Here is a 13,203-nt window from a genome sequence, read left to right on the forward strand (position 1 = left end):
TTTTCATCGTAGGGTGCGCTAATAATGACTATTTCAAACTTTATTACGCTTGCGAATACATGTGCGCCAGAAATTCATCCTACAACACTCTCAGCAATCGTAATGCAGGAGTCACGGGGAAATGTTCATGCAATAGGCATCAACGGAAAGAAAAAGTTATCGCGTCAGCCGTCTACACGCAAAGAAGCAATTGCAATTGCTGAACAACTTAAGCGTAACGGGTATAATTTTGACGTAGGTTTAGGGCAAATAAATGTCAAAAATCTTGCATGGCTTGGTATGTCTTTATCAGATCTTTTTGATCCCTGCAAAAATCTTAAAGCTATGCAAATAGTTCTAACTCACTGTTATGAACGTGCTACCTCGAAATACAGTCCTGAACAAAAAGCGTTACGAGCTGCGCTTAGTTGTTACAATACAGGAAATTTTGAACGTGGTTTTACAAATGCCTACGTACAGAAAGTTGTTTCACATGTTGGAGTAAAAGTTCCTGAACTCATTCCTATGAATGACAATTCTCAAGAATTTGAACAATTATCCACTACAACTCAAGAAAAAATGATTGTAGCAGATCCATCTGCTACTTCCAAAGATAAACCAATAGATGCATTTACAAAAACAGACGCATTTACACATAAGGCAAACAGTATTCGTGATGCTTTTACAACAGAGAATTCTTTTACAGTTAGGAAATATCGAGAGTAATAGCCGCCACGTTTCTGCATCATAATTATAATTTTGATGGAGTATAGTTATGAAAGGTAGATAAAAAAACATTAAGCCTCTAAATTAGTAAGATTGAACAGAATCTATTCTAATTGAGAGTTGAGATAATGAAAATGATCGAGCAAAACAGTATTGATATAGCATTTGATCAAAAAGCAGCACGTGAGATTACAGTCGTGATGCGTTCGGAACGAGAGTGGTATTTTACATTCGTTGCCGATAATCCAGTAACTGGAAAACCAAATAAGTATACACTTCTTACGCAGAGAGGAAAGTTAAGAACTTGGGCTGATCCAAAATACCTTTTTAAATTTCTTCGTAAAAGAGGTGTTGTTCATGGAAATTTTAATCTTAATCAGGACGAAAAAAATGAAATATTTAAAAACTCTTCAATCAAAAGTTAATGATAAGATCGCTATGGCTTCTGTAACTGCTGCTACATTTGTTATGACTCATCCAGCGTATGTTCAAGCCCAAAGTTTAAACAAAGCAACAGCAGCTATGGGTACAATAAAAACAGAAATTACTAAATTTGTTCCTATCGCAGCCACTGTAATACTTTTGTGCTTGGCAATTGGTTACGCAGGACGATTTATTGGGAAAGCTACATTTATACGGTGGGCAGTTGGTATCATCATTGCTGGTTCAGCAACAGAGATTACCACTATATTATTCCCTGGAAATGGTTAAAACAATTATAAACCTTCTTTGCAAATTGTTTTTTAATAAAGATGGAAACCTTTCCGGAATAAAGAAAATATCAATAATGGTATTGCTGATAAAATAAAAGGTGCTGTTTGTGATAACTTTAGTCTTGGCTAGGACAAATGACATGAAATATTTAAAACTTCTTCAATCAAAAATTAAGAATAAGGTAGTCGCCACTGCCACAATTGTCACTGCATTTCTTATAGCTCATCCTGCATGTTCTCAGGAGCGGACTTTAACCAAGGCTAAACAAGCTATGACTGCAATGCAGACAGAAGTTACTAAATTTGTCCCTGTCGTAGCTACTGTAATACTTTTGTGCTTAGCGATTGGCTACGCGGGACGATACATTGGAAAAACTACATTTATACGGTGGGCAGTTGGTATTACCATTGCTGGTTCAGCAGTAGAAATTACTAAGATATTGTATCCTCACTGATTGTTATAGGAGAATAATATGTTTATGGAGAATCTGGTAAAGATGAGGATAATAACATGAAATTGTTTTATATTCTGCAAATGAAAGCAAATAACAAGATGGGTGCAGCTTTTGCAGCAATGATTGTGTTTCTGGTAGCTAAGCCTGCTTATGCCCAAGAAGTGATAAAAAATATAAATGCTTTGATAGGTATACACTATATGCTCAGTACAGTTATTCCTATTATTTCTGCAATTATTTTTCTATTTTTGCTGATAATTTACATATTGCGCCTTATTGCAAAAGATACATTTAAACGTTGGGCGTTAAGTATCATCATTGCTGCTGCTGCATTCTACATTAGCAATGCATTACTTCACCTAAGCTAACAGGATATGTTTATGAAACCACAAAAACATGAAGAATTTCCTCTATTTAAAGGCGCAACTCGCGTTCCAACAATCTGGGGAGTACCGATGGTTCCACTCATAGTCATGGGTATAGGTGTAGCTAGCGTGGCTATGAGTATAAATATCTTTTTGTGGCTTCTTGCGCCGCCGTTGTGGTTTATCATGTCGCAGATTACCAAAAACGACGATAAAGCATTCCGTATCTGGTGGTTGTGGTTCGATACTAAATTCCGTAATCGTAATAAGAGCTTTTGGGGTGCATCAAGTTACAGTCCCTCTAACTATCGTAAAAGGAGATAAGCATGAACGCTGTTGAAAGCAGCAAATTGCTCGCATCAGAAACACCGGTAAGTCTGTTCATACCCTATTCGCACCACGTTACGGACACAATAATCTCCACCAAAAATGCAGAATACTTGTCAATCTGGAAACTCGATGGACGTTCGCATCAAAGTGCTTCAGAAGAGGACGTTTTTCAGTGGACTAAAGAACTGAACAATACTTTACGCGGTATTGCATCGGCTAATTTATCACTATGGACACATATTGTACGCCGTCGTGTGTATGAATATCCCACCTCAACATTTGACACAACGTTTTGTCATAAGCTTAACGAGAAGTACCAGCAAAGTTTTACTGGCTATAATCTCATGGTCAACGATCTGTATTTGACTGTCGTTTTCCAACCAGTACCTGATAAAATAATGTCATTTTTTTCTCAGCATGAGCGCGAAACGCTTGATCAAAAAAGGATGCGGCAAGAGTCGTGTATCAAAGCTTTAAATGACATTAATCGTACCCTGAATCAGTCTTTCAAACATTATGGTGCGGAACTTCTTGGCACCTACGAAAAAGATGGTCATGCATATTCTTCTGCTCTTGAATTTTTAGGAATGCTTGTCAATGGCGAATATCAACCTATGCCTATCTGCCGCGATCGTTTCGCTGATTATATGTCTATTAACAGACCTTTCTTTTCAAAGTGGGGAGCCATCGGGGAACTTCGTACAATAAATAAAACACGTCGATTTGGCATGATGGAAATTAGAGAATACGACTCAACGACCAGACCTGGCCAACTCAACATTCTTCTGGAAAGCGATTTTGAATTCGTGTTAACACAGAGTTTTTCTGTACTTTCACGACATGCTGCCAAAGATTATTTGCAACGACATCAGCGCAACCTTATTGACGCTCGCGATGTAGCAACGAGTCAGATTGAGCAAATTGATGAAGCACTTAATCAGCTTATGAGTGGACATTTTATCATGGGTGAACATCATTGTACGCTAACCATTTATGGCGATACAATCCAGCGAGTTCGCGACTATATGGCAAAAGCAAATGCTGCCCTGCTAGACGTTGCAGTTCTTCCTAAGCCTGTTGATCTCGCTTTAGAGGCTGGTTATTGGGCACAATTACCAGGAAATTGGAAATGGAGACCGCGCCCTGCCCCAATTACCTCACTCAATTTTTTATCATTCTCATCCTTCCATAATTTTATGTCAGGAAAACCAACAGGGAATCCATGGGGACCAGCTGTTACAATTCTTAAAACCACTAGTAAAACGCCGCTTTATTTCAATTTTCATGCTTCCAAACTTGAAGAGGATGCAACAGATAAACGGCTTCTCGGGAATACTGCAATTATCGGACAATCCGGCTCAGGTAAAACCGTACTACTTGGATTTTTGTTAGCACAAGCACAAAAATTTAAGCCTACAACCGTTGTATTTGATAAAGATCGTGGCATGGAAATTGTCGTTCGAGCAATGGGAGGAAAATATTTATCATTTAAAACAGGGAGACCAAGTGGTTTTAATCCGTTTCAGCTCCCACCGACACAAGAAAATCTGATTTTTCTTAAACAATTTGTAAAAAAATTAGCAGAAGCGGGTGGTGAAATTACACATCGTGACGAAGAAGAAATTAATCAAGCCATTAGCGCCGTTATGAGCGATAATATTGACAGATCATTACGTCGCTTATCGTTTCTGGTACAATTCTTACCAAATCCGCGTTCAAGTGATTACGACGCACACCCAACTGTTCACGCTCGTTTAATAAAGTGGTGCGAAGGTGGTGATTACGGGTGGCTATTCGATAATCTCAATGACGCACTTGATTTATCGACGCATCAAATTTACGGTTTTGATATTACTGAATTTCTAGATAATCCAGAGACTCGTACCCCAGTCATGATGTATTTGCTTTATCGCACAGAAGGAATGATTAGTGGACAGCGATTTATGTATATCTTTGACGAGTTTTGGAAATCATTGCAGGATCCATATTTCGAAGACTTGGCAAAAAATAAACAAAAAACTATCCGTAAACAAAATGGTATTTTTGTTTTTGCCACACAAGAACCAAGCGATGCGCTAGAAAGCAATATTGCTAAAACTCTGATTCAGCAATGCGCAACCTATATTTTTCTAGCTAATCCAAAAGCAAATTACGAAGACTATACGGAAGGTTTTAAATTAACAGATGCTGAATTTGAATTAATCAAAGGAATTGGTGAATTTAGTCGTCAATTTCTTATAAAACAGGGGGACCAATCAGCACTTGCAGAATTAAATTTAGGAAAATTCCAAATAACAATTGATGGAAAAGTTGTCGAACGGAATTTTAATGATGAACTGTTGGTGCTATCTGGCACACCCGACAATGCAGAGTTGGCCGAAGCTATTATCGCTGAGGTCGGCGACGATCCAGCAATGTGGTTGCCAGTTTTTTTACAACATGTAAAAGCTGATGATAGGAGAACAGCATGAAAAAGAAAATTATTTCAGTAACAATCGCAGTATTTTTAGGAACACCAAGTCTATCAATGGCTTTTAATTGGGGCGCTGGTGTCGCAGATTTGGGTAGGACAACCCCGAGTTCTAATTGGCTTTTTTGGAAACAGCCCCAAAATAAACAATCAAAACCAAAAGCTGCTAAGCCCTCTTTATCGCAAGATTATGCACAAATCTTGGAGTTGATGAGAAAACAGCTTGAAATGAGTGAAAAACAACTCAAAGAAACAGAAAAAACACATCAATCCATAACAAAAAACAAAGCGGTTAGCACTGCTCGAACAGACCACACCAGTTTTTTCTTAAAAAATCCGCAAGCGATTTATAATAAAGATAGGAATTCTGATGCGTCCAAATTATTCGAAAAAATTTTACAAGAAGAAGAAATTTCTGCTTCCACCAACGATGTACGTGAACATATAGATCGACGCAGCAGACATGCAGCAATTATTGATAAAGCTGTAAGTATGCAAGCTTTTCAAGATACAGAGAATCGCTTTGATCAGATTTCAAAACTGTTAAGCCAAGTTGATCAAACGCAAGATCTTAAAAGTATTGCTGAACTACAAGCTCGGATTAAAGCAACTCTGGCTATGATCCAAAACGAAACGGCAAAATTACAAATGGTTACACATTTACGCAGCGCGGAACAGGAGCTTATCAGCCAACAAAAACAAAGACGTAATATGAGAATACTAAACCACAAAAATAAGGAAATGCCAGCTATACGATCAATCCGGTAAAATATTAATGAAAATCATTGCTCATAGCATTTATCTTCTCCACTCAGAAATAAAAAGACGGCGCCTAACATTCAGCGCCGTCCTGGTCGCTAAATCTGAAATACAGAAAATTAAGCTACTTAAAACAATCTGAATAAGAGATTATTGTAGCAGACTGTATAAGAACAAATGAATGCATAAAATATGAGTAATCATCTGATGAAAATTCATTATAGAGGAATGCTATGAACTTTACAATGTTCACACAGTTGTTCAATAAAATTGAACAGCTAACAGATACATATGTTACAGATATTTCATCAGATGTAATCGCCGCAGCTACACCCATTGTATCAATCGGCATAACTATCACTTTCATCGTTTATGGATGGCTTATTATTCGTGGCGCAGTGGATATGCCTCTCACTGGTTTCATAAACCGATGCCTGCAAGTGAGCATCATTGCCTCAATTGCAATGACCACGGGGCTTTATCAAAAAGATATTGCCTATTTGATAACAACAATGCCTAATGATTTGTTGAGCACATTAGTAAGTAATCAACATAAAAATGTTCAATTGAATACCTTAGTTGATACGGTAGCTGGAAAGGGATTCGCGTGCGCAAGCTTAGCTTTCGAAGAGGCAGCTTTCTTAAATTCCGAAGGGATTCTTTATGGAATATTTGGAATTCTTATCCTACTTGCAACAAGCTTCCTAGCAGCTATTGGTGGTGCATTTATCCTATTAGCAAAAGTTGCAATTGTGCTTCTCGTCGGACTTGGGCCATTCTTCATCGTTGCTTTGCTCTGGCAACCAACTTATCGGTTTTTCGAGCAATGGATAGCCCAACTCATGAGCTATATAATTCTTATCGTGCTTCTTGCTACTGTATTTAGTCTGATGATGAAGATATTTGCAAATTATATGGAAGATCTAATTCAGATTTTTGATGGCAATCAAAATGTAAGTTACGCACTTGGTGGTGCCCTCATCCTGTCTATTATTTCAATTGTGCTTTTACTAAAACTGTCAAGCATTGCGAATGCTTTGGCAAAAGGTGTTACCTTTAGACACTTATGGAAGCTAAATGCCAATCGAAAGTAAATACTTTTGGAGAAAGCCTATGACCAAAGTAAAATAAATAACAGAATAGAAAATACTTTATTGCAACTGAAAAATCTCACGAAAGAAAACAAAATTAAAGACAATTACAGGATATATAATTTCTAATCAAAATTGCAATTATGATAAAAAAATGATAGACTGAGTCTGAAGTAGTATACTAAATGGAATTGATTGTTATTGGCTTGTATATTGGCTACAAAATTAGAACATTTTAATTTGATCAAATATTTGTTAATAAGGTGCTTTCTGCTAAAATTTAACAAAGCGCAATGTAAAAAAACTAAACCAGTAAAAGCCAAATTTATAGGGTAAGATAACTAGTCAGTTTATCGAAATTAACGTAAATTTGGTAATGTAAAATTACTAATCATTTTGTAATATATGAAAGCTAAAAGAGAGGTATCATGAAAAAATTGATTACTACAGTAGCAATGGCTGTGATAAGTGTAGTTCTTGCAAAACCAAGCTTAGCTTCAGAAGTTGAAAGCATCAAAGATATCGATTTTAGTCGTCTTGGTGGTGGTTACGGGACATACAGTGGTGAATATAGAAAACCTGATGATGAGACATATGAAGTACAGCTTGATGCAATTGAAAAACAGCTTGAAGAACTAAAAAAAATACGTGAAGCTATAACAGGTCATCAAACAGCTAATGGCGCTCAAACAGGACAAAAAAGTCTTTTTCTTAAAAATCCGCAATCTATATATGATGCCAATAGACAGAAGGAAATTGCTGATCGTATACCACAAATAGTCAAGCAACTTACAATGAAAGAGAATGAACTTCTTTCTTCTGTAAATAATGCACGCCAATCTATTAGCGCACGCAGTGAATATGCAACAATAATGAACAAAGCCATAAGCTTACAAGCTTTTGAAGAAACAAAGAATCGTTATGACGAGCTTTTAGAGTTGCTGGGAAAAATCAACCAAGTACAAGATCTAAAAGGATTTGCCGAGTTGCAAACACATATTAATGCCAGATTAGCTTTGATACAAAATGAAGCAACGAAACTACAAATGGTTGCGCATCAAAGTAACACCGAGCAAGCTCTTATCAACCGACTAACCTCCAATCGTAATATGCGAATTTTGAGCAAAAATAACCAAAAAATGCCTAATATACGATACGCTCGATAATGTTCTTATGAACTTTACTCATGTTACTGGTTTTGTCTCTTAGAAGAAATAAGAGCCAGTATATAATGTTCAGTGCCGTCCCCAAAATATGAAGGGATGCAAAAATATTTAACGTACCCAAAATCATCTGATGAAAATTCATTATAGAGGAATGCTATGAACTTTACAATGTTCACACAGTTGTTCAATAAAATTGAACAGCTAACAGATACATATGTTACAGATATTTCATCAGATGTAATCGCCGCAGCTACACCCATTGTATCAATCGGCATAACTATCACTTTCATCGTTTATGGATGGCTTATTATTCGTGGCGCAGTGGATATGCCTCTCACTGGTTTCATAAACCGATGCCTGCAAGTGAGCATCATTGCCTCAATTGCAATGACCACGGGGCTTTATCAAAAAGATATTGCCTATTTGATAACAACAATGCCTAATGATTTGTTGAGCACATTAGTAAGTAATCAACATAAAAATGTTCAATTGAATACCTTAGTTGATACGGTAGCTGGAAAGGGATTCGCGTGCGCAAGCTTAGCTTTCGAAGAGGCAGCTTTCTTAAATTCCGAAGGGATTCTTTATGGAATATTTGGAATTCTTATCCTACTTGCAACAAGCTTCCTAGCAGCTATTGGTGGTGCATTTATCCTATTAGCAAAAGTTGCAATTGTGCTTCTCGTCGGACTTGGGCCATTCTTCATCGTTGCTTTGCTCTGGCAACCAACTTATCGGTTTTTCGAGCAATGGATAGCCCAACTCATGAGCTATATAATTCTTATCGTGCTTCTTGCTACTGTATTTAGTCTGATGATGAAGATATTTGCAAATTATATGGAAGATCTAATTCAGATTTTTGATGGCAATCAAAATGTAAGTTACGCACTTGGTGGTGCCCTCATCCTGTCTATTATTTCAATTGTGCTTTTACTAAAACTGTCAAGCATTGCGAATGCTTTGGCAAAAGGTGTTACCTTTAGACACTTATGGAAGCTAAATGCCAATCGAAAGTAAATACTTTTGGAGAAAGCCTATGACCAAAGTAAAATAAATAACAGAATAGAAAATACTTTATTGCAACTGAAAAATCTCACGAAAGAAAACAAAATTAAAGACAATTACAGGATATATAATTTCTAATCAAAATTGCAATTATGATAAAAAAATGATAGACTGAATTGGATAACAGAATAAAGAGGAAGTTAAAGTGAAAACAACGATTGTCACAATTTTGATTACCAGCCTTTTATCAGCTTGCACAATCGCACCAAAACCGAAACAGCCAAGTAATTGGAACAGAGTGCCTATTAATAAAACAATCCCTGTCGAAATTTCGCGAGGAACAGTATGAAAAAAAAAGAAGCAAAACCAGTAAAAGCTCAACAACTTAACAGTTATTACGAAGAAAGCCGTGGTTTAGAACGTGAACTAATTGATGAATTTGTAAAGTCTCGCAAAACAGCATGGCGGGTAGCTGGTGCAGTTGGTATTTTTGGATTATTTGGCATGACGTGTGGAATAGTCGGTTTTTCTCAACCAGCTCCTACTCCTCTTATACTGCGTGTTGACAACACAACTGGAGCTGTTGATGTTATCTCAACGATGCGTGAGCATGAGACTAGCTATGGTGAAGTCGTAGATAGATACTGGCTCAACCAATATGTTCTTAATCGTGAATCCTACGACTACGACACCATACAGTTAAATTATGACACAACCGCACTTTTAAGCTCTCCAACGGTTCAACAAGAATTTTACAAAATTTATGATGGAGAAAACGCTCGCGATCAAGTGCTCTCTAATAAAGCACGTATCACCGTTAAAGTGCGCTCAATTCAACCAAATGGACGTGGTCAAGCAACTGTACGTTTTACAACACAACAGCACAACAATAACGGTACAGATGAACCAAAACAACACCAAATCGCTACGATTGGGTATACTTATGTTGGCGCACCAATGAAGTCATCTGATCGATTGCTTAACCCCCTCGGTTTCCAAGTCACAAGCTACCGTGCTGATTCGGAAATACTTTTAAATAATTGAGGAATTGATTATTATGAAGAAATTTGTGTTTGTTGCCTTACTGTCCTCGCTTTATACGATGCCTGTGCAAGCACTCAAAACCCCTTCCAACTCACAATATGATCATCGCATCCGCTATGTGACCTATAATAAAGATGATGTGGTTCAAATTGAAACCGTTCTTGGTGTAGCAACACATATTATCCTTGAAGAAGGAGAGCAATATGTTACCCATGCTTTTGGTGATTCTGAAGCTTATGCCTTTGCTCATAAAGGTCAGCACATCTTTATTAAACCAAAAGCGGAACTTGCTAACACTAATCTCATCGTAGTTACTGACCAGCGCAGTTACAAATTTCGACTACAATTTCGGGAAGATCGCGCTGGAGCTACTTATGAATTAGCTTTTCAATATCCAAATACAGACTCCCAAAAATTACAGGAACACAACGAACGTGCAGCTATTGAACGTGGATTTTATCGAGGAGTAGAAAAATATAATCTCAGTTATACCATGAGTGGAAACCAAGATATTGCTCCAATAAATGCTTGGGATGATGGACGTATTACCTACTTTAAATTTTCTGCCAATATGGATATGCCATCAATTTATGTAGTAGATACAGCAGGTAATGAAAGCTTAATACCTCGCACTGTCGTAGGCGATTCTAGTAATATTATAGCCGTTCACAAGGTCAATCCAAAGTGGATCATACGGCTTGGAAGGCGTGCTTTGGCTGTCTTCAATGAAAATTATGACCCAAATGGTATACCGAACACGACCAGAACAGTGTCCTCGGTGGTTCATCGTATCAATAAAGGAGAGAAATGATGTTCAGCAGTAAGAAAGGAGATGAAATTAACGCAAGTAAACAACAGAATGATGCTGAGCAAAAACATTTTGAAAGTGCTTATGGTAGCTCTGATCTAGGTTTGGAACGACGACCAACAATTCCGGGCGCACGAGCATTGTTAATAGTCGGACTCATTGCCATAGCAGCAGTGCCAATAGCACTGTCTTGGAGAGCTTTAAAAATGCGCAACACTGTTAATGTTGAAGAAACAAATCAACAACAGGCAGTACAGCAAATTATTCCAAGCTATGTGCCTCGAGTTAAAGAAGAGATTAAAATCACAGAGCAATTAGAACAATCAACAAATACAGAAGAACAATCACAGCCAATCCCGCCTTCTTGGGCTCATCTCCTTCAAACGACAATTCCTTCACAATTGATAAAAGATACAGAAGTATTAGCTCGTAAACGTATGCTGAGCTCAGGTCTTAACAACGGTGTAAGTAATGAAGGATCTGGAGGAAATTTAAAAAATAATACATATGTGGACGATAAAAATAGCGGTGTATTATTTGAAAAATTGCAACCTGTACGATTAGGACAATCACGCGCAGCTCAACTCCGTAATCGTGATCTCCTGATTACACAAGGAACACAAATGGACTGCATACTAGAAACAAAAATTATCACAACACAACCAGGAATGACAACATGTCATTTAACGCGTGATATTTATTCTACAAGTGGACGGGTTGTCTTGTTAGATCGCGGTTCTAAAATTGTTGGTTTCTATCAAAGCGGTTTACAACAGGGGCAAACACGTGTTTTTGTACAGTGGTCACGTGTCGAAACACCCTCTGGTGTTATCATAAATCTTGATTCTCCCGGAACTGGCCCACTCGGAGAAGCTGGTATTGGTGGTTGGGTTGATACGCATTTCTGGGAACGCTTCAGTGGTGCAATTATGATTAGCTTAATCGGTGACTTTGGAGAATGGTTAAGGGATAGAATGGGTCGTAATAGCAAAAATGATAAACAATCTAGAAGCAAACAAGATGCAGAATCGATTGCTTCAGAAGTTCTTCAAAATTCCATCAATATTCCACCAACATTATATAAAAATCAAGGTGAGCGTGTGAATATTTTTGTTGCTCGCGATCTGGATTTCAGCAATGTCTACAGCCTCGTCACACGTTAATAGGGTACATAAAGATCAAGCAGTTGCACAACTTCTGCAGCCACTTGATCGTTTCTTAGAAGATCCTCAAATAACTGAATTATCAATTTGCCGTCCCTGTGAAGTTTGGACAAAAAGTTTTGAAGGATGGAAGGTACATTCTGCACCAGAGTTAACACCCTCTTTTTTGCAGACACTCATCACAGCTATCATCGTTTATAATGGGATGGCACCTAAGAGTATAAATTATGTTCTATTACCTGGAGGACAACGTGGTACGATAATACAAGAGCCGGCAATCGTAGATGGTGCACTATCCTTTATGATTCGTAAGCATTCTCTCATGGTTAAAACGCTAGAGGAACTAAGCAATGAAGGCGCATTCAGTAACTTTACAGATGTGAGCTTTAATAAACCTTCAGAAAAAGAAGCAAATGATCTGTTACTGAAACAAGATTTTACACGATTAGAGCCATTCGAAGTTCAACTTCTGCAACTCAAACGTGATAGGGAAATTCTTGAGTTTTTAGAAAAATGTGTACTAAGTAAACGCAATATCATTATTGCAGGAAAAACAGGATCAGGAAAAACAACATTTGCACGCTCTTTAATAGAAAAAGTCCCCGTAGAAGAACGTATTATAACGATTGAGGATGTTCACGAACTTTTTTTACCTAATCATCCCAACCATGTGCATATGATTTATGGTGACAGTGCAGACCGTGTTTCAGCTGATGAATGTTTAGACGCGTGTATGCGTCAATCGCCTGACCGTATCTTCCTTGCTGAACTACGTGGAAATGAAGCTTGGGAATACCTTAACTCTCTAAATACAGGTCATCCTGGATCAATTACAACAACGCACGCTAACAGTGCCTTACAAACATTTGAACGATGTGCTACACTCATTAAAAAATCAGAAATTGGCCGCCAACTCGATTTAAACGTAATAAAAACAGTTCTCTACACAACAGTTGATGTGATATTATTCTTTAAAGATAGGAAACTTTCTGAAATCTTTTATGATCCAATTTTTTCTAAAGGAAGAGCAAATTGAGTTAATCTCTTTTTTTCATCAATGTCATAAGATTAACAGCACTCATAATAATCTTTTTCATTCAATTGAGTCTTTTTAAATAACGTATTCGTT

Annotated in this window: 16 protein-coding genes; all 16 read left to right on the top strand. The window is 37.4% G+C overall.

From position 1 onward, the window contains the following. Positions 1 to 24 precede the first annotated feature (24 nt). Positions 25 to 705, top strand: a complete 681-nt coding sequence (locus V4P54_RS05110) for a lytic transglycosylase domain-containing protein (protein ID WP_455476950.1) — start codon at positions 25 to 27, stop codon at positions 703 to 705. Between the two features lie 128 nt (positions 706 to 833). Beyond that, entirely contained in the window at positions 834 to 1,130 is a 297-nt protein-coding gene (korA, locus tag V4P54_RS05115) for a KorA family transcriptional regulator (RefSeq protein WP_455476951.1), read from the top strand. Continuing rightward, positions 1,096 to 1,416 carry a VirB2 family type IV secretion system major pilin TrwL gene (gene trwL, locus V4P54_RS05120; protein WP_455476952.1) on the top strand — a complete coding sequence of 107 codons (321 nt, stop codon included), beginning with the start codon at positions 1,096 to 1,098 and terminating at the stop codon, positions 1,414 to 1,416. Before korA ends, trwL (V4P54_RS05120) begins: the two co-directional genes overlap by 35 nt. A gap of 109 nt (positions 1,417 to 1,525) precedes the next feature. Then, positions 1,526 to 1,873, top strand: coding sequence for a VirB2 family type IV secretion system major pilin TrwL (gene trwL, locus V4P54_RS05125; RefSeq protein ID WP_455476953.1), 348 nt, complete (start codon positions 1,526 to 1,528; stop codon positions 1,871 to 1,873). A 56-nt stretch (positions 1,874 to 1,929) separates the two neighbouring features. Next, positions 1,930 to 2,241, top strand: coding sequence for a conjugal transfer protein (locus V4P54_RS05130; protein WP_455476954.1), 312 nt, complete (start codon positions 1,930 to 1,932; stop codon positions 2,239 to 2,241). Positions 2,242 to 2,253: 12 nt separating this feature from the next. Next, on the top strand, positions 2,254 to 2,562 hold the full coding sequence (locus V4P54_RS05135) for a type IV secretion system protein VirB3 (RefSeq protein ID WP_455476955.1): 309 nt from the start codon (positions 2,254 to 2,256) through the stop codon (positions 2,560 to 2,562). Between the two features lie 2 nt (positions 2,563 to 2,564). Further along, complete coding sequence (locus tag V4P54_RS05140) at positions 2,565 to 5,039, top strand: VirB4 family type IV secretion/conjugal transfer ATPase (protein WP_455476956.1); 2,475 nt, start codon at positions 2,565 to 2,567, stop codon at positions 5,037 to 5,039. Continuing rightward, positions 5,036 to 5,806, top strand: a complete 771-nt coding sequence (locus V4P54_RS05145) for a type IV secretion system protein (protein ID WP_455476957.1) — start codon at positions 5,036 to 5,038, stop codon at positions 5,804 to 5,806. The genes V4P54_RS05140 and V4P54_RS05145 overlap by 4 nt, the downstream gene beginning before the upstream one ends. A gap of 224 nt (positions 5,807 to 6,030) precedes the next feature. Further along, positions 6,031 to 6,891: a type IV secretion system protein gene (locus V4P54_RS05150; RefSeq protein WP_455476958.1), complete on the top strand. Its 861-nt coding sequence runs from the start codon at positions 6,031 to 6,033 to the stop codon at positions 6,889 to 6,891. A gap of 425 nt (positions 6,892 to 7,316) precedes the next feature. Then, positions 7,317 to 8,054: a type IV secretion system protein gene (locus tag V4P54_RS05155; protein WP_455476959.1), complete on the top strand. Its 738-nt coding sequence runs from the start codon at positions 7,317 to 7,319 to the stop codon at positions 8,052 to 8,054. Positions 8,055 to 8,210: 156 nt separating this feature from the next. After that, complete coding sequence (locus V4P54_RS05160) at positions 8,211 to 9,071, top strand: type IV secretion system protein (RefSeq protein ID WP_455476958.1); 861 nt, start codon at positions 8,211 to 8,213, stop codon at positions 9,069 to 9,071. A 193-nt stretch (positions 9,072 to 9,264) separates the two neighbouring features. Next, entirely contained in the window at positions 9,265 to 9,408 is a 144-nt protein-coding gene (locus tag V4P54_RS05165; protein WP_455476960.1) for a TrwH protein, read from the top strand. After that, positions 9,405 to 10,103, top strand: a complete 699-nt coding sequence (locus tag V4P54_RS05170; RefSeq protein ID WP_455476961.1) for a virB8 family protein — start codon at positions 9,405 to 9,407, stop codon at positions 10,101 to 10,103. Before V4P54_RS05165 ends, V4P54_RS05170 begins: the two co-directional genes overlap by 4 nt. Before the next feature lie 13 nt (positions 10,104 to 10,116). Continuing rightward, entirely contained in the window at positions 10,117 to 10,914 is a 798-nt protein-coding gene (gene virB9, locus V4P54_RS05175) for a P-type conjugative transfer protein VirB9 (protein WP_455476962.1), read from the top strand. Beyond that, a complete protein-coding gene (gene virB10 / locus V4P54_RS05180) occupies positions 10,914 to 12,074 on the top strand; it encodes a type IV secretion system protein VirB10 (protein ID WP_455477696.1) in 1,161 nt (386 codons plus the stop codon). The genes virB9 and virB10 overlap by 1 nt, the downstream gene beginning before the upstream one ends. Then, the gene (virB11, locus tag V4P54_RS05185) at positions 12,049 to 13,110 is read left to right on the top strand and encodes a P-type DNA transfer ATPase VirB11 (RefSeq protein ID WP_455476963.1); all 1,062 of its coding nucleotides are present in this window, start codon (positions 12,049 to 12,051) and stop codon (positions 13,108 to 13,110) included. Before virB10 ends, virB11 begins: the two co-directional genes overlap by 26 nt. Positions 13,111 to 13,203 lie beyond the last annotated feature (93 nt).

It is taken from the genome of Bartonella sp. B41, assembly GCF_053795765.1.

Excerpts from the sequence above, each read along its gene's own strand:
- V4P54_RS05110 (WP_455476950.1), top strand. The coding sequence starts at position 25 with ATGACTATTTCAAACTTTATTACGCTTGCGAATACATGTGCGCCAGAA.
- korA (WP_455476951.1), top strand. The coding sequence starts at position 834 with ATGAAAATGATCGAGCAAAACAGTATTGATATAGCATTTGATCAAAAA.
- trwL (WP_455476952.1), top strand. The coding sequence starts at position 1,096 with ATGAAATATTTAAAAACTCTTCAATCAAAAGTTAATGATAAGATCGCT.
- V4P54_RS05130 (WP_455476954.1), top strand. The coding sequence starts at position 1,930 with ATGAAATTGTTTTATATTCTGCAAATGAAAGCAAATAACAAGATGGGT.
- V4P54_RS05135 (WP_455476955.1), top strand. The coding sequence starts at position 2,254 with ATGAAACCACAAAAACATGAAGAATTTCCTCTATTTAAAGGCGCAACT.
- V4P54_RS05140 (WP_455476956.1), top strand. The coding sequence starts at position 2,565 with ATGAACGCTGTTGAAAGCAGCAAATTGCTCGCATCAGAAACACCGGTA.
- V4P54_RS05145 (WP_455476957.1), top strand. The coding sequence starts at position 5,036 with ATGAAAAAGAAAATTATTTCAGTAACAATCGCAGTATTTTTAGGAACA.
- V4P54_RS05150 (WP_455476958.1), top strand. The coding sequence starts at position 6,031 with ATGAACTTTACAATGTTCACACAGTTGTTCAATAAAATTGAACAGCTA.
- V4P54_RS05155 (WP_455476959.1), top strand. The coding sequence starts at position 7,317 with ATGAAAAAATTGATTACTACAGTAGCAATGGCTGTGATAAGTGTAGTT.
- V4P54_RS05160 (WP_455476958.1), top strand. The coding sequence starts at position 8,211 with ATGAACTTTACAATGTTCACACAGTTGTTCAATAAAATTGAACAGCTA.
- V4P54_RS05170 (WP_455476961.1), top strand. The coding sequence starts at position 9,405 with ATGAAAAAAAAAGAAGCAAAACCAGTAAAAGCTCAACAACTTAACAGT.
- virB9 (WP_455476962.1), top strand. The coding sequence starts at position 10,117 with ATGAAGAAATTTGTGTTTGTTGCCTTACTGTCCTCGCTTTATACGATG.
- virB10 (WP_455477696.1), top strand. The coding sequence starts at position 10,914 with ATGTTCAGCAGTAAGAAAGGAGATGAAATTAACGCAAGTAAACAACAG.
- virB11 (WP_455476963.1), top strand. The coding sequence starts at position 12,049 with ATGTCTACAGCCTCGTCACACGTTAATAGGGTACATAAAGATCAAGCA.